This window comes from Actinomyces sp. ph3 (genome assembly GCF_000308055.1).
GTDB lineage: Bacteria > Actinomycetota > Actinomycetes > Actinomycetales > Actinomycetaceae > Pauljensenia.
Genome location: NZ_CAGY01000008.1, coordinates 68,050 through 87,665 on the forward strand (window position 1 = coordinate 68,050; position 19,616 = coordinate 87,665).

Genomic DNA, 19,616 nt, shown 5'->3' on the forward strand with positions numbered 1-19,616 from the left:
TCTGCGCAAACCGTTGCTGGGTCATAGGATTGACACCATGACTTTGACCTCGCAGAACGTTCTTGATGCCCTGTCGACTGTTATCGACCCCGAAATTCGTCGTCCAATTACCGATCTCAATATGGTCGATTCCATCAATATCGATGGTTCAACGGTTTCGGTCACGATTTTGCTGACGACAGCGGGGTGCCCTCTGCGAACAACGATCTCAGACGACGTCAATAAGACTCTCAGCGCCCTTGATGGCGTGACGGATGTCAAGGTCACCATGGATGTCATGAACGATGAGCAGAAAAAGGCTCTTCGCGAGAAGCTCAACGGTGGTCGCCCCGAACGTGAAATTCTGTTTGCACGCCCCGATTCTCTGACGCGCGTCATTGCCGTCACCTCGGGAAAGGGCGGCGTCGGCAAGTCCTCAATGACCGCAAACCTTGCCGCTGCGATGGCTCGTCAAGGCCTCAAGGTCGGAGTGATGGATGCCGACATCTATGGCTTCTCAATCCCTCGAATGCTGGGAGTGAGCCACGATCCTCAGGTCATTGACGGAATGATCATTCCGCCTTTGGGAGCCGAAGGAGTCAAGGTTGTCTCGATTGGCATGTTCGTTCCCGATGGCCAGCCCGTCATTTGGCGTGGCCCTATGCTCCACCGCGCACTTCAGCAATTCCTTGCAGATGTTTTCTGGGGCGACCTTGATGTTCTACTCATCGATATGCCTCCCGGCACCGGCGATGTCGCAATTTCGATCGCACAGCTCCTGCCCAATGCTGAAATTCTTGTTGTGACAACCCCGCAGATTGCTGCGGCCGAGGTCGCTGAGCGCGCCGGTTCGATCGCAACCCAGACGGATCAGAAAGTCATCGGCGTCATCGAAAATATGTCCTACCTCCCCCAGCCTGACGGCTCCAAGTTGGAGATCTTCGGTCACGGTGGCGGGCAGTCTGTATCTGATCGCTTGAGCGCCCAGCTGGGCTATTCGGTTCCGCTTCTGGGACAGGTTCCGCTGGACATTTCACTGCGCGAAGGCGGAGATGCTGGCGATCCCGTTTCAACACACGAAGGTCCCGCTGCGCAGGTCCTCCAAGAGCTCGCGGGCTCGCTCGCTCACGCCTCGCGCGGGCTTGCGGGACGCCCACTGGGTGTCGCTCCCCTGAACAAAACCATTTAATTCAAGGAATCGCCACCACAATGGCGCGTAGTCATCAAGTTGACAAGGGTTGTGCGTAACCTATGAGACATAGGTACACGAGTGCGGAGGAAAAGATGGCGTCAGATAAAGCCTTGAGTTGGGTTTTCGCGGAAGAATTCGTCGAAGAAAACGAGCTTCTTGCGCAAGCTCGCGAGGCTGCCACCGATTTGGGTGCTGATCCTGTCTCAACCGGAGTTGGTGCCGCCCTTCGTCTTCTGGCTGCAACCTGCGGCGCAAAAGCAGTTCTGGAGATTGGTACGGGTGCCGGCGTTTCTGGTCTCTGGCTGCTCCAAGGCATGTCTCCGGATGGAGTTTTGACCACTATCGATCAAGAGGTTGAATTCCACAAGCACGCGCGCCGCGCCTTTACGGCAGCTGGGATTCCCTCCCAACGTACCCGCCTCATTGCGGGCCGCGCATTGGACGTCCTACCCCGTATGGCTGCCCGCGGTTACGACATGATGGTGATCGATGCCCCCAACGCCGAAATCCCCGATTATTTGGATCATGCGCTCCGTGTCCTGCGCCCCGGTGGACTGATCGTGATCGTCCATGCTCTCTGGCATGACCAGGTTGCTGATCCCGCGCAGCGCGATGAGCAAACCGTCATGATGCGCGAGATTGCAAAGGTCCTGGGATCTTCTGAGGAGTTCATCCCCGCGATGCTCCCCGTTGGTGATGGCCTTCTTGCTGCAGTCAAACGACGCTGAACCAGGCCGCATCTTCAACTCTTCTTCTGACGCCCGTAGATCTCTTCCTCGTGATCTGCGGGCGTCGCTCTTTCTACTTCCCTTATCCGATTGGATTTGTATGTCTCACTTTCTGGCAGCGTTGGCGCCCCCGAGCACCCGGCATTAGTATGAAAAACATGTTTGGTACTTCAGCATCTCAGATGTGGTGGTGGCTCCCCTAAGGGCGGGCCTCCTTTGACGTACCTGGAAATGATCAAGGCTCGCTCATGTGGCGGGCCTTTTTCGTTGCACTGGCCCGCCGAGGGCAAGGGATAGGAACACAATGACACACGCAGACACACCCCACGTGATCTCGCGCGAGGTGCGCTACCACCCCGACGGCGGCAAGCTTTTGGCTTACCTGTGCGAAAAGGGGTTGGTCCCCCAATCGGCCTCGGGTCACCCAACCCGAGTTGTCCTGTTGGATAGCGCCGATATCGCTTCTAAGCAGCATCTCACCACCATTGCAGTTCTTGATACTTCAGCGTCGATTCAATGCGATGGGGACTACGTACGCATCACCTCGACCAATCCGGTTGATGGGCAAAGCGCACTCAATCAGGTCTGTGAGGCTCTCCCGAATGCCCTACGCGAGCGGAAGGAGACGCATGCTCTCTTCGAGCTTCCCTCCCTCCGTGAAGACGAGGCCGATGAGGAAACTCGCTTGAAAGAGCGCGCAACCATGGAGCCACTGCGGGTTCTCACCGATACTCCCATCGATCACCCGCACCTGCCTTTGGTCGCCGGAACCGTTTCTTTCGATTACCTCGCAACATACGAATCCCTACCCGATGTCGACCAGGGATTTAATTCCTGCCCTGATTACTTGTTCTTCCTTGCGCGAATCATCTTGGTGGTTGACCATCCGTCGCAAAGCGCAAACCTTGTCGGAGCCTCACTTGACCGCGATTCTCTTGAGCAGCAAATCGATGCACTTGCCCAGGCAATCGACCACGCTCCGCTGTCGACCGAGACCTCCACGGCCTCGGAAATGAAAATCGATCCCACATCGCAGCCTCTTATTGCGCGCCCAACCATCTCTGATGATGACTTCGAGGCTCTGGTGACGACCATGCAAGAGCACATCGCCGCTGGCGATATCTACCAGGTCGTTCCCTCTCGCGGTTTTATTGCGGATTGCCCGAATGCACTGAGAAGCTACCGCTTTTTGCGAGATGAGAATCCCAGTCCATACATGTTCTATATCGGCGCGGACGACTTCGAGCTTTTCGGCGCATCTCCGGAATCCTCACTGCTTCATTCAGCAAAGGACGGAACGGTTGCAATTCGCCCTATTGCCGGGACACGCCCTCGAGGATTCGCCCCCGACGGCAGTATCGATCACGAGCTTGATATCCGCTTGGAACTTGAATTGCGTTCGGATGCGAAGGAAGTTGCCGAGCACGTGATGCTCGTTGACTTGGCACGCAACGATGTCGCACGCGTTTCGCAACGAGGAACTCGTCGCGTTGAGCAGCTCTTGCGCGTCGACCGCTATTCGCGAGTCATGCACCTGGTATCTGAGGTTAGCGGCACCCTGGCAGAAGATTTGCACCCCTTGGATGCTTTCCGCGCATCGATGACCATGGGGACGCTGACGGGGGCTCCAAAGCTTCGCGCGGCAGAACTCATCCGCAACTACGAAGGTCAGCGTCGCGGCTCATACGGCGGTGCTGTCGGTTACCTCCGAGGCGACGGCGAGCTCGATACCTGCATCGTTATCCGTTCAGCCTTCGTCAAGGACGGGCAAGCGATCGTGCAGGCAGGGGCCGGAGTCGTTGCAGACTCTGTCCCCGCTCGCGAGGCTGAAGAAACCGTCCACAAGGCAAGCGCTGTTTTGCGCGCTTTGGCTGCGTCAACCGGTCGGTCTCTGGCCATTTCCTCGAATGCGGAAGAAAGCGAGTTCTAAGATGCGCGTCATTTTCCTGGATAACCGCGACTCTTTCGTCTACAACTTGGTGGATTTAACCGCCCGCGAGGCCGCAGTGCAGGTCTTCCGTAATACGACTCCAACATCAACGCTTCTCAAGGCACTTGTTCCGACCGAGGCCGAGCGCGCTGCAGGCGAACGTCCTCTCTTGATTCTTTCTCCCGGTCCGGGGCATCCCCGAGGCGCAGGAAACATGATGGAGATCCTTGAGGTGGCTCTCCGTGAGAATATTCCGACCTTGGGGATTTGCCTGGGCTTCCAAGCAATGGTCGAGGCCTGCGGGGGCGTCGTCGGTCCAGTAGGGGCAACCCATGGGCGCACCGACCGCATTGAGCTTACCGAGGCCGGCATTGAAGACCCCGCCTTCTCCTCAATTGCAGAGGCTCCCCGTCCCGGTGACGATGCTGAGCACGGATATATCTCCGTCGCGCGTTACCACTCTCTGGGCACGCGTAGCCTTCCCGACGCTTTGGTGTCCTTGGCACACACCCGCGATGGGATTGTCATGGCTGCGCGTCACCGCAGTGCGCCGTGCATCGGTCTGCAATTCCACCCAGAATCGATTTTGACTCCGGCTGGGCCGCTTCTTCTGCGTGCTCTGCTGGCTGACCTAACCCTATCCACCGCTACTAATTCAAGGAATTGACATGAGTGAGTCCTTTCTGCGCCGCGCATTGAACGGTCACCTACTAGACCAGGAACAGGCACGTTCCGTTTTCGAGGAGATGTCACGCGGGGAACTCAGCGAAATTGAAATCGCAGCTTTCCTTGGAGCACTTCACGCACGCGGCGAGCAGCCCAGTGAAATTGCGGGTGCGGCAGAAGCTTTCCGTTCAGCAGCACAACACTTCACAACGGCTGCTCCCGGCGTCATTGACGTCGTCGGAACGGGCGGTGACGGTGTCGGAACAATCAATATCTCGACGGCCTCGGCTTTCGTTGCGGCGTCCATGGGACTCAAGGTCGCCAAGCATGGTAACCGAGCGGTGTCTTCGAAGGCTGGAGCCGCAGACCTTGTTGAGGCCGCGGGTATCCCCCTGGACCTCTCCCCCGCTTCTTCAGCGAAGCTCTTGGAACGCACCGGTTTCTGCTTCTTGTTCGCGCAGAAGTATCACCCTGCAATGCGCTATGTCGCACCCGTGCGCGGCGCTTTGAAGAACCCGACGATCTTCAATCTCATCGGCCCCTTGGTGAACCCCGCGCCGCTGTCCTACCAGGTACTGGGGGTTGGTAAGCCTGAACTCCTGGATGTCGTTGCGAAGGCTTTGGCGTCCTTGGGTCTAAAGCATGCACTGGTGGTTCACGGTAGCGGTACCGATGAATTCGCCGTCCACGGTCCCACCGAGATCCGCGAGATCACCCAAGAGGGTATTGCTTCCTTTACCCTGACCCCTGAGGAGCTGGGAATTACTCCTGCTCCGCTCTCAGACTTGGTCGGTGGGGATGCAGAAGAAAACCTGCGTCTGATCTCAGAGATCTTCGCCGGGAAGGGCGCGCCTGCCCAGCGCGAGGCCATCGCTGCGACAAGCGGTGCAATGCTCTATTTGGCTGGCAAGGCGGAATCTTTGAACCAGGGAACCGAATTGGCACTGTCTCAACTCTCCAGCGGCGCCGTCGCCTCCCACCTCGAGACCATCGTTTCGACCGCACGCGAATTGAAAGAGCAGGAGAACCAGTGAACCAGCCGTCTTTCTCTCCCATTTCCACGCGATTGCGCGAAACCGGGACCGTCCTTGATTCGATCGTTGCTCAGCGTCGGACGCGTCTTCCTGAACTTCACGAGGCCTACGGACACATCGATCCCCTAACGCTTCCTCGCTCGACGCGCTCTTTTGAGGACGCACTACGCACGCGTCGTTACGACGATAAGGAAGGCTTCCAGCCTCGTCCCAGCGGCCCGGCAATCATCATGGAGTGCAAGTCGGCATCTCCGACTTTGGGCACAATTATCGAGGGTGCATATTCTCCGCGCCTTTTGGCTCGTGCCTACTCTCGCTACGCCGCAGCGATCAGTGTGTTGACAGAGCCCGACCGTTTCAACGGCAATTTCGCTGATCTTGATGAGGTACGAGACGAGGTTAACCAGCCTGTCTTGTGCAAGGACTTCATCATTGATCCCATTCAGATCACGGCTGCTCGCTCTCACGGTGCAGATGCGATCTTACTGATGCTGTCCGTTCTAGACGATCAGGACTACACGGAGCTTTCCTTGGCGGCCCAGCGCCTGGGAATGGACGTCCTGACCGAAGTTGACAGCGAAGAGGATATGCACCGCGCTCAGCACCTGGGTGCACGCATCATTGGCATCAACAATCGTGACCTTCGCACGCTTCAGATCGACATTACCCGCACGCAGAAGCTGGCTCCCCTTGCTCCAAAGGGAGCAGTAATCGTTGGTGAGTCTGGCGTCCATTCACGCGATGATGTGATGACTCTTGCTCCTTACGTCGACGCGCTATTAGTTGGCTCCTCGCTCTCAGGTTCGGATGATCCCGCACAGGCAGCTTGGGAGATCGCAGGAGGCCAGCCCAGTGCCGGCCATGCCTTCCTCGAAGAAGCTGCGCTCCACACCTCGTGGAGGCCCTACTCCAGTGAACGCCTCGGCGCAAAGACGGAGGGTACGAAGGACGAAGAAGCGCCCGAGCGCCCAACGAAGCTTTCCCCCTACTTCGGGCAATTCGGCGGCCAATACGTTCCTGAGCTTTTGATCCCCGCACTGGACCAGCTTGAAGAAGCATTCGTCCAGGCAATTGACGACCCAACTTTCATCGAGGAGATCAATACTCTTCTCCATCAGTTCCTGGGACGTCCCACCCCCGTCACAGAGCTCCGCAACCTTCCCGGTGGCGGTGCTCGGATCTTCCTCAAGCGTGAGGATCTGGTCCACGGCGGCGCACACAAGGGTAACCAGGTTCTCGGACAGGCTCTGCTGGCTAAGCGCATGGGTAAGACGCGCATCATCGCTGAAACCGGAGCTGGCCAGCACGGGACCGCAACCGCAATGGTATGTGCGCTTTTGGGATTGGAATGCACGATCTACATGGGCGCGGTCGATGTTGTTCGACAGGCCCCAAACGTCGAGCGCATGGAGCTCATGGGGGCAACCGTTGTCCCCGTGACCGCGGGCAGCGGAACCCTCAAGGATGCCGTTAACGAAGCCCTGCGCGACTGGACAGCAACCTTTAAGACCTCGCACTACCTGTTGGGAACCGCGGCCGGTCCACACCCCTTCCCCACAATGGTTCGCGAATTCCACCGCATTATTTCAACCGAGGCACGCGCTCAGATCCTCGCGCAAACCGGTGCACTCCCCGACGCGGTTATTGCCTGCGTGGGTGGAGGCTCAAACGCAATCGGTATGTTCGCTGACTTTATTGACGATCCATCTGTTGCGCTCTACGGCGTTGAGCCTGCGGGTGAGGGACTGAATTCCGGACACCACGGCGCGGCAATCCACGAGGGCAAGGTCGGTGTTCTTCACGGGGCGCGTTCCTACCTCATGCGCACTGACGAGGGGCAGGTCGAGGAGTCCTATTCAATTTCCGCAGGCTTGGACTACCCCGGTGTCGGCCCGCAGCACGCCTATTTAGCTGCGAGCGGCCGCGCTCACTACGTGGGAATCACCGATGACGAGGCCGTCAACGCCTTCATCGAGCTCTCGCGTCATGAGGGAATCATTCCGGCAATGGAGTCCTCTCACGCCTTGGCTTACGCCCTCAAGATGGCGCGTGAGCTCAAGGATACGGGCCACACCGAGGGACTTGATACGCGCGAGGGACAGGTCCCCACACTGCTTGTGTGTCTATCCGGCCGAGGCGATAAGGACCTCGACCAAGTCCGCGAGCGCTTGGGAGGCTCCTTCTCTAGGGACGGAGCCGTTGCCCGCGCCGCTGAGCTTGTTGCACAAGAACGTGCCGGCTTTGGAACCCATAGGACCCATTCCTATGATCTGGGTTCATCTAAGGAGGAACGATGACTCGCTACGCATCAATGTTTGAGCGCTGCGCCGCACAGGAACGCGGGGCAATCGTCCCCTTTGTGATGCTGGGCGACCCCACTCCTGCGTCCTGCGAGGCGATCATCGAGGCACTCATCGCCGATGGCGCGGATGCTCTTGAGCTCGGGATTCCCTTCTCAGATCCGGTCGCAGACGGCGTTGTTATTCAGGAAGCACACCTGCGGGCCCTTCAGGCCGGTACTGCTATCGATGAGTGCTTCCGGATCCTTTCTCGCATTCGCGACTCGCACCCTGATCTCCCCATTGGGCTGCTGGTCTACGCGAATGTTCCCTTCTCCATCGGGGTTGATCGTTTCTATGCGCTCTGCGCGCAGGCGGGAGTCGATTCGGTGCTCATCCCAGATCTCCCGATCCGCGAGGGGCATCCATTCGGAGAAGCAGCGCTTAAGTCGGGGATCGACAGCGTGTACATCGCTCCCCCATCGGCCTCGCCTCGCACCCTGAGCGATGTCGCGCACTCTGCACGCGGGTACGTCTACGCGGTTTCTCGCGTGGGCGTGACCGGCGCGGACCACGAGGCCTCGACCGTGGGCCTGCACGAGGCCGTCGCAAAGCTTCGCGAGGAAGCGGCCGCTCCTGTTCTCTTGGGTTTTGGGATTTCCCGACCCGAGCACGTCCGTGCAGCACTTCAGGCGGGAGCAGATGGCGCGATCTCGGGTTCAGCAATCGTGCGCATCATCGCCGAGCATGCGGCACAAATTGCAGAAGAGGAAAAGAACGGCACTCGCGATGCGTTGAACGAAACTCTTCTACGGCTGGGTGAGTTCTTCGCACCGATGTACCAGGCAACCCTGAATCACGGAAACAACTGAGTCGTGGATATTCTTCCCGCCCTTGACATTGCCAACGGCCGGGCCCTCACGCACCGTGGAACTGACGGCCGTGAGGGCTCGACCAGTGCTGATCCCTTCGAGCTTGCGCGTTCCTTCATTGCTCAGGGAGCGAGCTGGATTCATCTGGTCGATATTGATGCGGCCTTTGAGCGAGGAAACAACTCAGATGTGCTTTCTGAGGTGATTTCTGAACTTCATGGATCTGGAGCATCCGTCTCAGGCCGGCATGCGCCTGAATGCCGCATCGAGTGGTCTGGTGGGGTACGCAGCGGGGAGGATATCGAAGCTGCGCTTCAGGCAGGTGCTGATCGCGTCAATCTGGCTTCTCAGGCCTTGGTCGATATCGATCGGGTCCGCACCTTGATTGCTGAGTTCGCCGGACACCTCAATATCTGCATCGATGTTGAGGGTGATCGAATTCGTCCGCGAGGCGTTGATGGGGACGCGGGTAACCTTTGGGAAGTCTGCCGTATTCTGGACCAAGCCGGTGTGCAGCGCTACATCGTCACCGAGCGCCAACGAGACGGGGCACTTATGGGACCGCCCGTAGACCTACTCAGAGATCTACGGGCGAAAACACCTACGCTTCTGGTTGCCTCGGGAGGAATCCGTCATATCGAGGACATCCACACCTTGAGGCGTGAAGGCTATCTGGATGGAGTGATTGTTGGCAAGGCTCTCTATGTCGGAAGCCTGACTCTTGGGGAGGCTCTGAGTGCCTCACAGAGCGTTAGCTAAAGCCTGAGCCAGTTCCTGTGCTTCTTCAGCGCTGAGTTCGATAACCAGACGGCCGCCGCCTTCGCTGGGGATACGCATGACAATCCCACGACCCTCTTTTTCTGCCTCGAGGGGACCATCTCCGGTTCGCGGCTTCATAGCTGCCATGTTCGTTTCCCTTCTGAACGCCGGGTATTAAATACCGCTAAAAACACATTTATTCTACCGAGAATGCCGTGTTTTAGTAAGGTATTGAATTATTTGTGTCCAATTACTATTTCCACAGCTTCTTCGGGACTATCGACCACGTGCAGAAGTTGAGGGTCATTACTCGACAGCATTCCCGATTCCTTCATGGTCGAATTAATCCACTGAACTAATCCACCCCAGTACTCGCGCCCAACCAAAACGATCGGGAAGGAATGCACCTTACCGGTTTGCACCAAGGTCGCAGCCTCAAACAGCTCATCCATCGTGCCAAAACCACCCGGCATAGCGATAAAGCCCGAGGAATATTTCATGAACATGGTCTTACGGGCAAAGAAATAACGGAAATTAATTCCAACATTTACCCATTCATTCATTCCCTGCTCGTGAGGAAGCTCAATTCCCAAGCCGACGGAGGTCCCTCCCGCTTCCCACGCACCCTTATTGGCCGCTTCCATAATTCCCGGTCCACCACCGGTAATCACGGCAAAGCCAGCTTGCACCAATAGGGAGCCGATGGAGCGCGCACGCTCCCAATCTTCACTTCCAGCAGGGGTACGAGCCGAGCCGAAAACCGACACTGCCGGACCCAACTCGGCAAGCGCTCCAAAGCCTTCGACAAACTCCGATTGGATACGAAGCACCCTCCAGGGATCCTCGTGCAGCCAATCCGCAGAGGACTGGGGGCGCAGCAGGCCGGTATCGGATGTTTCGCGAGGGATCTTTCCTCCGCGAAGGATCACCGGGCCTCGACGATAGGAGGAATTTTGGTGTGCGTGTTCCATGGGGTCCTTCACTTACGGGGAGAAATCAACAGGGGGTCAAATTGAGTCGTGATCACAAGGCTGCCAGTGAGAAGCTGCTGGCGCATCGAGGCCAAGGAGTCCTTGAGCTCGGGGGTCATGAGTGCCTCGTGAGCAGCGAAAGGCGCCAGTGTCACGCCGTTATTATCAAGAGAATCGATAACTGCATTCGTTGAGAAATCGCTTCCTCGTGCGGAGGTAATTGCCTCGGTCGCGTGGTCCTTCGTGGTCGTCGTTACCGCCGTAATGACCTGGGGAAGGTCGCTGGGAAGGTCATCACCCATCCAGACCAAGCGCTGGGCCGAGTTATTTCCGGCTGCCTCAAGTGCTTGGAGCGCGCCTTGGTTTCCGCCGTCTGCGAAGGGGACCAAAATATCCGCACCCGCAGCAAGTGCCTTTGAAGCTGCTTCCTTGATGCTTGCCGGATCATCGTTTCCGGTGAAGGTTCCGCGCATGCGAGTGGTATCCCATCCTTCAAAGCGGATCGATGTCCCATATGAGAGGTTGTAGGCGTCAACTCCCTGCGCAAAGGCATCCATCAGCGCTTGGCGTTCGCTGGTTTCAACCCCACCAAATCCTGCGATAGTTCCGGTCGTCGTCAAACCTGCGGAAGCATAACCGGCCATATAGGCGCCCTGTGTCGCGCGCGAGACAACAGCCTTGCCGTTACTGGGCTCGACAGTTTTATTTGCTGATTCGAAACCAGAGTTAACGGTAATGAAGCGGACTGACGAGTTTTTCTTTGCCGCCTGGGTGATGGCCTGAGTCATTCCCTGGCCTTCGGAGATAACAATGGTGCATCCGCCCTTGAGAAGCGCATCCAGTTCGCCTTCGCCGGTGGCGAATTTTGCTTCCCCTCCGATTTCCGAGGCCGCCTGCGAAATTGCCCGTTTCGCCGGAGTTTGCGAGGTCGCGCTATCCCACCCAGCTGCGTCAGAAATTCCGCACAGCTGAGTTTGAGCATTTGACGCAGGGGCTGAGGAGCAGCCAGCAAGGAGAAGCATCAAAGCGCTTGTTGCTGCGCATAGGTGTGCACGCGCGAATCGAGTCATGGTCTTCATCCTAAAGGAGTTCGTCCTCTCCGCTCTGCGTCAACTGGTCAACCACGTGTTTCACGTCCTGCGCGCGATTACGGTCAACAACCAAGATTGCGTCCTCTGTAGCGATGACAGCCATATTCGGCGCTCCAACCAAAACAATTTTTTGGCCGGTCAAAGATCGGACGAATGAATCAGGGGAATCAATCCGAAGGGCCTGCCCTTCAGAGCTAATCTGTGCAAGCGCGTCAAAATCACCTACGTCTGTCCAGCCCATGTCGGTCGCTGGAACAACGGCCACTCCCCCCTCGGAGGCAAGCGGTTCGGCGATGGCATGATCGATAGCGATCTTCGTAAGCGTGGGCCATTCTTCGCTCAGGGTCTGAGCAGAGCTTTCACTTCCCCATTGGCTCCCAATCGCGCTCAGATGTGTATCCATATCGGGATGAAAACGCGTAAGCGCACGGGCAAGAGTTCCTGCGGTCATAATGAACATTCCAGCATTCCACAGGTAGCCCTGTTCACAGTACTGCTTCGCGGTCTCTTCATCCGGTTTTTCAACGAAAGAGCGCACAATAGATCCCTTTTCGGGAGACTCCATTTCAAAGGGGGCTCCTGGGGCGATGTAGCCATAGGCTGTCGAAGGGGTCAGCGGCCTCAGGCCAATCGTGACAACGTAGCCCTTCTGAGCAACTTCCAGCGCACGTTCCACGCAGTCAAGAAGAACCTGAGGATGAGTAATCGCATGATCAGCCGCGAAAGAAGCAATCGGAGCCTCGTCACCAAAGCGCTGACGAATGACATAAGCAGCCAAACCGATAGCGGGCATCGAATCGCGCCCCTGAGGCTCGACAAGCACAGTGACATCAAGTCCCTGGGGGATCTGAGCACGCACGGCTTGTTCATGTGCACGCCCCGTGACAATCGTGAAAGAAGCTGCGATTGGAGCCAGACGGTCAATGGTCTCTTGGAGCAAGCTCTTTCCACTCATGCGCAGGTCAAGCAGAAATTTCGGCCGATCCTTACGCGATAGAGGCCACAGCCTAGAGCCCACTCCCCCGGCGGGAATAATGACGTGAAGTCGATTCATACTTCTCAGTGTAATAAAAAGGGAGGCTTGCCTAACGGCAAGCCTCCCTTAAGTGAAGTGAGATCACTCAGCTGATTCTTCAGCAGCCTCGGCGGGTGCTTCCTCTTCTTCGACCTCGACGACCTCTTCGGAGACGGTGACAACGACAGTCTCGGGATCGAGCTCGGAGACGACGCCCTCGGGGAAGGTCACATCGGCAACGCGAACGGCGGTGCCGGCCTCGATACCGGTGATGTCAACCTCGATGGACTCGGGGATAGCGGTGGCGGGGGCCTTAACCAGCAGTGCGAACTCTTCCTGAGTGTGCTGGGTGCCGGCTGCGGACTCACCGATGATCGAAACGGGAACCTCGACGTCGACCACTTCGCCGGCCTTGACGGCCAGGAAGTCGGCGTGGAGAAGATCGCGAGAAACGGGGTGACGCTGAACTTCCTTCACCAGAGCAAGCTGCTTCTTGCCCTCGATGACCAGCTCGAGCAGAGCATTCTTCTGGCCACGGACAGCCAGGAAGAGCTCGTGAGCGGGGAGATCAACGTGAACGGGCTCGCCACCGTGACCGTAAAGGACACCGGGGACCAGGCCGGCGCGACGTGCGCGACGTGCTGCACCCTTACCAAATTCAGAACGGGTCTGTGCGACCAGCGTGGGGTTGCTCATGAGAGCCTCCTTCAAATAGTTCATTCCACGCACCGGCGCTAGGAATCTGAAGGATAACCCTACAGAAAGCCCTGTCGATAACGGCGCTTTCGCGCCCTCGCCGGAGCAACCTAGCCAGAATAGCGCGTTTTGAGGCCTCAGGCGACCCCATCAAAGAGAGATGTGACCGATCCATCGTCGAAAACCTCGCGGATTGCACGTGCAAGCAGAGGAGCAATCGGCAGGATTGTCAGATTATCGAAACGCTTCTCAAGTGCAATGGGCAGGGTGTCGGTAACGATCACTTCCTGGGCACCGCATTCGGAAAGACGCTGAGCTGCAGGATCGGACAAAATACCGTGGGTTGCAGCAACGATAACGGAGGAGGCACCCGCATTCATCACAACCTTAACGGCCTCAGAAATGGTGCCAGCGGTGTCGATCATGTCATCGACCATCACACACTGCTTACCCGCAACATCGCCAACAACGCGGTTAGCAACAGCTACGTTGGGACGGGTGGTATCGCGAGTCTTGTGGACGAAAGCCAAGGGGCATCCACCCAGCTTTGCTGACCACTTCTCTGCGACGCGAATACGACCGGCGTCGGGCGAGACCATGCAGACATTGGACGGATCAACGCGCGAGCGCACGTAGTCAACCAGGACGGGCATCGCCCAGAGGTGGTCAACCGGACCGTCAAAGAAGCCCTGTTCCTGCGAAGCGTGCAGGTCAACACTCATGATGCGATCCGCACCCGCCGTCTTGTACAGATCAGCAATAAGGCGGGCAGAAATAGGTTCGCGCCCCAGGTGTTTCTTATCCTGGCGCGCGTAGGGGTAATAGGGGGCGACTGCGGTAATGCGCTTGGCCGATGCTCGCTTCGCCGCATCGATCATCAAGAGCTGTTCCATCAGCCACTTATTCACTTCACCGGTATGCGATTGCAGGACGAAGACATCCGCACCACGTACTGATTCGTTAAAACGAACGTAGGTTTCCCCACTGGCGAAGTCATAGGCGGTCGTCGGAGAAACTCCGCAACCCAACTCTTCGCCAACCTGCTGGGCGAGTTCAATGTGTGCTCGACCCGATACAAGAACCAGACGCTTTTCACCGCTGGTTACCAGCCCCGTCATGCGGTATGTCCCTCCCGTTTATGCGGACTTTTTTCGTCGAGCAGTATCCTTGTTCACCGTTCGATCGAAGTAAAAGGCGCTACTATCGTATCGCCTTCTAGGCGTGTGTTACTGACCCAGGCGGCAGGCACTCGGCACCCCGGCCCGACCTGCGCATTCGTCAGTGTTGTTCCCGGGCCAATTTCGCAGCCCGTGGCGATCTCGGTGCGACCGCGCAGAACAGTGTTGGGATAGATCGTTGTATCCGCGTCAATGCGGACATCGCACTCGATCCATGTGCTTGAGGGATCCACAATGGAAACGCCTGAACGCATGTGCTCCACGCAGATCCTACGGTTCATTTCTGCGGCCAATTCGGCAAGCTGGATCCGGTCGTTGCAACCCTGCGCCATCCATTGATCCTCAAGAATGACACCGTTTGTCACGCGGTCCGCTTGGTATGCCTGGGCAAGAACATCCGTGAGGTAAACCTCACCCTGATTGTTATTGGTCCCAACGTGCATCAATGCGTCGCGAAGGAACTCACCATCAAATGCGTAGATCCCAGCGTTGATTTCGCGGATCTGACGCTCTGCTTCAGATGCATCTTTTTGTTCGACAATCCGGCAGACATCGCCGCTGGCATCGTCACGGATGATCCGCCCGTAGCCGGTGGGGTCATCAACAATTGTCGTCAAGACTGACACTGTTGCACCGCGCTCATCATGAGAGCGAACAAGAGCATTCAGAGTGTCTGCATCAAGCATGGGAACATCGCCGTAAGTCACCAAGATCGTGCCCGAAAGGCTATGCCCGCGACGCAGAAGCTCATCAAGAGCACATTGCACCGCACGACCGGTTCCGGGGATATCATCCTGGTCTGCAATGATCACATCGGGGTTGTTGCGCAGGATTTCCGCAGCGACGAGTTCGCGCTGGTGACGAACAACCGCAACAAGATGATCGGGGTGAGTCCCCGCAGCTGCGTGCAGCGCGTGACCGATCATTGAACGCCCAACGACTGGATGAACAACCTTGGGAAGGGAAGACTTCATTCGGGTTCCGGCGCCGGCGGCCAGAACAATCACTGCTGTGGGAGTAGTCATGTCGCCCTTTCACGCGCGCTCATCCTGAGCTCCGCCCCTAGGATTCGAACCTAGACTAAAGGCACCAAAAACCTCTGTGCTGCCGTTACACCAAGGCGGAAGGACACATAGATTGTGCCATAAACACACCGTGTTATGCCATCTAGAACCTCCAACACCGTCTGCGTGTACGGTTAAGACATGGCCGAGAAGCGGATGAGAATGAGCGCTTTTGCGCGTCGCGAGCAACTAGTTGCCGTGGGACGTGCGACTTTTGCCTCAAAAGGATTTGATGGCACCAGTGTCGAGGAAATTGCTGCTCAGGCAAAGATCTCAAAACCCGTGATTTATGAACATTTCGGGGGAAAAGAAGGCCTCTACGCCGTCATTGTGGACCGCGAAGTCCAGGCACTCATGAACGCATTGGAAGCCGCTTTGGATTCCCACAAGCGCCCGCGAATGATCCTTGAGGATTCAGCACTTGCCCTGCTCAGCTACATCGAGTCCCATACGGATGGTTTCCGAATTCTGGTGCGTGATGCCCCGCAGAATTCAACCTCCGGCTCTTACTCTTCGCTGCTTGGAGATGTCGCCATTAAGGTTGAGCACCTCTTAGCCGAGCAGTTTTCTCAGGCGAATATGAGCCCCAAGTGGGCTCCCCTGTACGCACAAATGCTAGTCGGCCTGATTGCACAGGTAGGACAGTGGTGGCTGGACGAGCGCCGAATGAGCAAGGAAGAGGTCGCCTCACACGTCGTTAACCTTGTGTGGAACGGTATGCGCAATCTGCGCCCCTCCCCCATCCTCATGACTTCCGCGGACGAGGCCAAGTAGCAGTTCTCCCCTTACAGGCGCGCGGCCTCGGGAAAGTAAACGGAAAGGCCACCATCGGAAACCGGGAAAGTTGCCCACCCGTCTTCTTCGATAACGACGGCCGGGTGCTCGCCAATAGCGCACACCCAGGTCTCACCCGCGCGCCAGTTCCCAAGGAATAAACGCTTCTCACCGGCAAGTCGGTCTGAGAGGATGACAGCGCAACCAGTTGATGGGTCACCTTCGATTCCTTGGCGAGAAAAACCAACGACATCGGGATCATCAAATGCATCGAACTGTGGGCCTTGAGCGGCGGCCTTCCGCGCACGCATGAGGAAGGGCAATTCACTCACAGCGGGAAGAGAATCACCGCTACCCAGAAGGTCTCCCCAAAAAACGCAGGGCACTCCACTATCACGCAGCAGAATCAAGGCGTAAGCGGAAAGTTTAAACCAAGGGGCGACAGTGGACTCTAGTGACTGTCCAGGTTGCGTGTCGTGGTTTTCAACGAAAGTGACGGCCCGTTCTGGGCGAGTCCCAACCAGGGTATTAGCAAAAAGCTGCGAGAGATCAAAATTCCCATCTGAGACAGAAGCCTCGTGGAAGTGGAAATGCAATGGGACATCAAAAAGCGCAACATCGGGGACTCGGTCAAGGTAGGAGCACAGCTGCCCCACGTCGTAGCTCCAATACTCCCCGACCGCGGGAAGAAGTTTGCCGGTTGTTTGACGTAAATTTGGCAGCCATCGTGCAAAGAAATCTGAACCGATGTGTTTTACGGCATCCAACCGCAGGGCATCGACGCCCGTAGTTTCGATGTACCAGCGGCCCCAACGGTCTAATTCCTCATTGACCTGCGGTGAAGAGACATCAACATCGCAGCCCATGAGGTAGTCGTAGTTGCCCAGCTCCTCACCGGCAGTGGGGTCCCATTCTTTACCGTCAAAAAGCCAGACAGCGTTGCTCTTCGTATTTTCGTCCCAATCAATACCGTTAAAGCATTGCCAATCCCATTGGAAATCGGAGTAAGCTCCAGCCCGACCTGGGAAAGTAAAACGGGTCCATGCTCGGATCGTTTCTTCATCGGAGATCACCTGCATTCGGTTCCCCGGATCGACCTTGCGCGCTCGAACATCTTCGGTCTCATCCCCACCCAGGCGATGGTTAAAGACAATATCGGCAATTACGTGAATACCCGCGGCATGAAGGGCATCAATGGCAGCCAGATACTCTTCCTTTGTCCCGTACTTTGTCCCAACGCTTCCCTTTTGGTCGAACTCACCCAAGTCATACATGTCATAGACCCCGTAGCCGACATCTTCGCGTCCCATATATCCCTTATAGGCGGGCGGAAGCCAGACACCTTCAATTCCCAGATCCGCAAGGTCCTTCGCCGAAGCGGCAATGCTCCTCCACAGGCTTTGATCGGCGGGGAGATCCCACGCAAAGGCTTGCAAAAGCAGATGATCGTGAAAATCTTGCGGCTGCGTATCTGATGGGGTGTGTTCTTCGCTCACATCTTTATCCTGCCAGCCTCGTTTGTTTGCCGCGAGTCAACCACGCACAAGTGGAAATAGAGCGAACGATAATGGAACAGCAAATCCCAGACGGTAGCATCGCAAGGAAGCGAATAAGACTGGTGGGCGCCGCCCGTAGGCGACACCCACCAAAGGTTTTTCACGCCGCGGCTACTGTGCGCGCTGCTCAGCCGCTGCGGCCTCGGAACTTATTCAGATCCCGATCGCAGCGCCAAACTCAGCCTTGATGCTTTCTAGGCGAGCGCGAGCGGCTTCCCAAGGGACCTCGGCTCCTTCCTCAACGGGAAGAATCACTTCCAAATAGCACTTGAGCTTAGGTTCGGTGCCCGAAGGACGTGCGATCACGCGGTCTCCAGCGGTGGTGGTGACCATCAGTGCATCTGTTCCAGGAAGGCCGTCCCACCCCTTCGACAGGTCCACGACGCCTTCAACCTCAGCACCGGCAAGGGTTGTCGACGGCTGAGCACGCAGGCGCTGCATTCCTTCAGCAATAAGCTCCAGTCGATCGACGCGGAAGGTCAAGGGAGCGGTCACGTGCAGGCCATACAGGCGTGCCATGCGTTCCAATTCATCCTTCGCACTGCGGCCCTGAGTCTTGAGCTCCGCGAAAAGGGAGGCTGCGACGACGGATGTTGCAATACCGTCCTTATCGCGTACACGCGAAGGATCGGGGCAGAAACCGATTGCTTCCTCGTAGCCGAAGTAGAGGCCAGGAACGCGGGCAATCCACTTAAAGCCGGTCAGCGTGTGCTGGTACTTCAAACCGTGCCCCTCAGCGATCTTGCCCAAAAGTCGCGAGGAGACAATCGAGTTCGCAAAAACCGCGTCCGAAGGTGCGCTCTGCGCGCGGAATTCACCCAGCAATGACCCGATCTCATCACCGGAGAGCTGACGCCAACCGGTCGCAGATTCACTGTCGGGGACAGCAAGTGCACAGCGGTCAGCATCGGGATCAACAGCAATGATCAGATCCGATCCGTGCGCGGCGGCGTGCGCGATTGCCAGGTCCAACGCCCCGGGTTCTTCCGGGTTCGGGAAAGAGACTGTCGGGAAATCCGGATCCGGATCGGTCTGCTCGGCAACCAGAGTGACATTGGTGAAGCCGGCTTCTTCCAGGACCTTCTTGGTGAGCGCAGCACCCACGCCGTGCATTCCCGTCAGAGTAATCCCCAGGTCCGCCTTGCTTTCAGAGCTTCCCGAGGCCAACGAGGCTGCGCGGGCAATGTAGTCTTCGCGGGGATCCACATTGACGATGAGTTCATCATTTTGTGCAATTTGATCGGCAAAGGGGGCAGAAGCAATCGCTGAGGCGATCTCTGCGTCAAAGGGAGGAACGATCTGGACGCCCTGACCGGCATCCGTCACGACTGTTCCACCCAAATAGACCTTGTAGCCGTTATCTCGGGGAGGATTGTGCGAGGCGGTCACCATGATTCCCGCATCCGCGTCCAGTTCGCGCACCGAGAAAGCGGTGAGCGGGGTTGGGTTCATCAGGGGAAGCAAGAGCACCTCGCATCCCGCTGCCGAGGCCACACGCGCGGCTGCGTGAGCGAAGTCAACCGAACCGTAGCGGGCATCGCATCCGATGACGACACGCGGCGTGCGCGGAGCATGCTTAAGGAGCACTGCACACAAGCCCGCCGTCGCGCGGATAACAACCGCAAGGTTCATCCGAGACTCGCCGGCACCGATCTCACCACGCAGGCCAGCGGTACCGAATTGCAAGGGACCATTCATGGCACGTGCAAGTTCGAGTTCTGCGTCCTGATCGCCTTCGCGAGCGGCCTGGACCAATGATCCGAGCTCTTCGGCGGTTACGGGATCCGGATCGTGATCAGCCCACTGTTGGGCACGTTCAATAAGGTTCATAT

General features: G+C 57.3%; 18 protein-coding genes and 1 tRNA gene. 9 read left to right on the forward strand and 10 right to left on the reverse strand.

What is annotated here, in order from left to right:
• Nucleotides 1–37 precede the first annotated feature (37 nt).
• The 8 genes from HGAS_RS07805 to HGAS_RS07840 all read left to right on the forward strand — a co-directional run bounded on the left by HGAS_RS07805 (nt 38) and on the right by HGAS_RS07840 (nt 9,439).
• Entirely contained in the window at nt 38–1,168 is a 1,131-nt protein-coding gene (locus HGAS_RS07805) for an Mrp/NBP35 family ATP-binding protein (RefSeq protein ID WP_019127243.1), read from the forward strand.
• 95 nt (nt 1,169–1,263) lie between these two features.
• The gene (locus tag HGAS_RS07810) at nt 1,264–1,899 is read left to right on the forward strand and encodes an O-methyltransferase (protein ID WP_019127244.1); all 636 of its coding nucleotides are present in this window, start codon (nt 1,264–1,266) and stop codon (nt 1,897–1,899) included.
• Nucleotides 1,900–2,203: 304 nt separating this feature from the next.
• The gene (locus HGAS_RS07815) at nt 2,204–3,829 is read left to right on the forward strand and encodes an anthranilate synthase component 1 (protein ID WP_019127245.1); all 1,626 of its coding nucleotides are present in this window, start codon (nt 2,204–2,206) and stop codon (nt 3,827–3,829) included.
• Nucleotide 3,830: 1 nt separating this feature from the next.
• The gene (locus tag HGAS_RS07820) at nt 3,831–4,496 is read left to right on the forward strand and encodes an anthranilate synthase component II (protein ID WP_019127246.1); all 666 of its coding nucleotides are present in this window, start codon (nt 3,831–3,833) and stop codon (nt 4,494–4,496) included.
• Nucleotide 4,497: 1 nt separating this feature from the next.
• Nucleotides 4,498–5,529 carry an anthranilate phosphoribosyltransferase gene (gene trpD, locus HGAS_RS07825; protein WP_019127247.1) on the forward strand — a complete coding sequence of 344 codons (1,032 nt, stop codon included), beginning with the start codon at nt 4,498–4,500 and terminating at the stop codon, nt 5,527–5,529.
• Complete coding sequence (gene trpB, locus HGAS_RS08575; protein WP_019127248.1) at nt 5,526–7,826, forward strand: tryptophan synthase subunit beta; 2,301 nt, start codon at nt 5,526–5,528, stop codon at nt 7,824–7,826. Before trpD ends, trpB begins: the two co-directional genes overlap by 4 nt.
• Entirely contained in the window at nt 7,823–8,680 is an 858-nt protein-coding gene (gene trpA, locus HGAS_RS07835) for a tryptophan synthase subunit alpha (RefSeq protein WP_019127249.1), read from the forward strand. Before trpB ends, trpA begins: the two co-directional genes overlap by 4 nt.
• 3 nt (nt 8,681–8,683) lie before the next feature.
• A complete protein-coding gene (locus tag HGAS_RS07840) occupies nt 8,684–9,439 on the forward strand; it encodes a HisA/HisF-related TIM barrel protein (protein WP_019127250.1) in 756 nt (251 codons plus the stop codon).
• On the opposite strand, the gene HGAS_RS08760 is transcribed toward HGAS_RS07840, so the two are convergent.
• The 8 genes from HGAS_RS08760 to HGAS_RS07880 form a co-directional block, all read right to left on the reverse strand.
• Nucleotides 9,422–9,586 carry a DUF3117 domain-containing protein gene (locus HGAS_RS08760; protein WP_009408257.1) on the reverse strand — a complete coding sequence of 55 codons (165 nt, stop codon included), beginning with the start codon at nt 9,584–9,586 and terminating at the stop codon, nt 9,422–9,424. The two genes, HGAS_RS07840 and HGAS_RS08760, sit on opposite strands and share 18 nt — an antisense overlap.
• Before the next feature lie 89 nt (nt 9,587–9,675).
• Entirely contained in the window at nt 9,676–10,410 is a 735-nt protein-coding gene (locus HGAS_RS07850; RefSeq protein WP_019127251.1) for a TIGR00730 family Rossman fold protein, read from the reverse strand.
• Between the two features lie 8 nt (nt 10,411–10,418).
• Entirely contained in the window at nt 10,419–11,480 is a 1,062-nt protein-coding gene (locus HGAS_RS07855) for a BMP family lipoprotein (RefSeq protein WP_019127252.1), read from the reverse strand.
• Between the two features lie 10 nt (nt 11,481–11,490).
• Nucleotides 11,491–12,555 (reverse strand): mannose-1-phosphate guanylyltransferase, encoded by a 1,065-nt coding sequence (locus tag HGAS_RS07860; RefSeq protein ID WP_026066726.1) that lies wholly within the window; start codon nt 12,553–12,555, stop codon nt 11,491–11,493.
• A gap of 63 nt (nt 12,556–12,618) precedes the next feature.
• Nucleotides 12,619–13,212 carry a 50S ribosomal protein L25/general stress protein Ctc gene (locus HGAS_RS07865; protein WP_019127254.1) on the reverse strand — a complete coding sequence of 198 codons (594 nt, stop codon included), beginning with the start codon at nt 13,210–13,212 and terminating at the stop codon, nt 12,619–12,621.
• Nucleotides 13,213–13,349: 137 nt separating this feature from the next.
• Entirely contained in the window at nt 13,350–14,330 is a 981-nt protein-coding gene (locus HGAS_RS07870) for a ribose-phosphate diphosphokinase (RefSeq protein WP_019127255.1), read from the reverse strand.
• 53 nt (nt 14,331–14,383) lie between these two features.
• Nucleotides 14,384–15,415, reverse strand: a complete 1,032-nt coding sequence (locus HGAS_RS07875) for a bifunctional N-acetylglucosamine-1-phosphate uridyltransferase/glucosamine-1-phosphate acetyltransferase (protein WP_019127256.1) — start codon at nt 15,413–15,415, stop codon at nt 14,384–14,386.
• 29 nt (nt 15,416–15,444) lie between these two features.
• Nucleotides 15,445–15,515: transfer RNA gene (locus HGAS_RS07880), tRNA-Gln, on the reverse strand.
• An 80-nt stretch (nt 15,516–15,595) separates the two neighbouring features.
• Between HGAS_RS07880 and HGAS_RS07885 the strand changes: the two genes are divergently transcribed.
• Nucleotides 15,596–16,228 carry a TetR/AcrR family transcriptional regulator gene (locus tag HGAS_RS07885; RefSeq protein ID WP_026066727.1) on the forward strand — a complete coding sequence of 211 codons (633 nt, stop codon included), beginning with the start codon at nt 15,596–15,598 and terminating at the stop codon, nt 16,226–16,228.
• 11 nt (nt 16,229–16,239) lie between these two features.
• On the opposite strand, the gene HGAS_RS07890 is transcribed toward HGAS_RS07885, so the two are convergent.
• Nucleotides 16,240–17,724 carry an alpha-amylase gene (locus tag HGAS_RS07890; RefSeq protein WP_019127258.1) on the reverse strand — a complete coding sequence of 495 codons (1,485 nt, stop codon included), beginning with the start codon at nt 17,722–17,724 and terminating at the stop codon, nt 16,240–16,242.
• A 213-nt stretch (nt 17,725–17,937) separates the two neighbouring features.
• A complete protein-coding gene (locus tag HGAS_RS07895) occupies nt 17,938–19,614 on the reverse strand; it encodes a phospho-sugar mutase (RefSeq protein ID WP_019127259.1) in 1,677 nt (558 codons plus the stop codon).
• Nucleotides 19,615–19,616 lie beyond the last annotated feature (2 nt).

Excerpts from the sequence above, each read along its gene's own strand:
- HGAS_RS07805 (WP_019127243.1), top strand. The coding sequence starts at position 38 with ATGACTTTGACCTCGCAGAACGTTCTTGATGCCCTGTCGACTGTTATC.
- HGAS_RS07810 (WP_019127244.1), top strand. The coding sequence starts at position 1,264 with ATGGCGTCAGATAAAGCCTTGAGTTGGGTTTTCGCGGAAGAATTCGTC.
- HGAS_RS07815 (WP_019127245.1), top strand. The coding sequence starts at position 2,204 with ATGACACACGCAGACACACCCCACGTGATCTCGCGCGAGGTGCGCTAC.
- HGAS_RS07820 (WP_019127246.1), top strand. The coding sequence starts at position 3,831 with ATGCGCGTCATTTTCCTGGATAACCGCGACTCTTTCGTCTACAACTTG.
- trpD (WP_019127247.1), top strand. The coding sequence starts at position 4,498 with ATGAGTGAGTCCTTTCTGCGCCGCGCATTGAACGGTCACCTACTAGAC.
- trpA (WP_019127249.1), top strand. The coding sequence starts at position 7,823 with ATGACTCGCTACGCATCAATGTTTGAGCGCTGCGCCGCACAGGAACGC.
- HGAS_RS08760 (WP_009408257.1), bottom strand. The coding sequence starts at position 9,586 with ATGGCAGCTATGAAGCCGCGAACCGGAGATGGTCCCCTCGAGGCAGAA.
- HGAS_RS07850 (WP_019127251.1), bottom strand. The coding sequence starts at position 10,410 with ATGGAACACGCACACCAAAATTCCTCCTATCGTCGAGGCCCGGTGATC.
- HGAS_RS07855 (WP_019127252.1), bottom strand. The coding sequence starts at position 11,480 with ATGACTCGATTCGCGCGTGCACACCTATGCGCAGCAACAAGCGCTTTG.
- HGAS_RS07860 (WP_026066726.1), bottom strand. The coding sequence starts at position 12,555 with ATGAATCGACTTCACGTCATTATTCCCGCCGGGGGAGTGGGCTCTAGG.
- HGAS_RS07865 (WP_019127254.1), bottom strand. The coding sequence starts at position 13,212 with ATGAGCAACCCCACGCTGGTCGCACAGACCCGTTCTGAATTTGGTAAG.
- HGAS_RS07870 (WP_019127255.1), bottom strand. The coding sequence starts at position 14,330 with ATGACGGGGCTGGTAACCAGCGGTGAAAAGCGTCTGGTTCTTGTATCG.
- HGAS_RS07875 (WP_019127256.1), bottom strand. The coding sequence starts at position 15,415 with ATGACTACTCCCACAGCAGTGATTGTTCTGGCCGCCGGCGCCGGAACC.
- HGAS_RS07885 (WP_026066727.1), top strand. The coding sequence starts at position 15,596 with ATGGCCGAGAAGCGGATGAGAATGAGCGCTTTTGCGCGTCGCGAGCAA.
- HGAS_RS07895 (WP_019127259.1), bottom strand. The coding sequence starts at position 19,614 with ATGAACCTTATTGAACGTGCCCAACAGTGGGCTGATCACGATCCGGAT.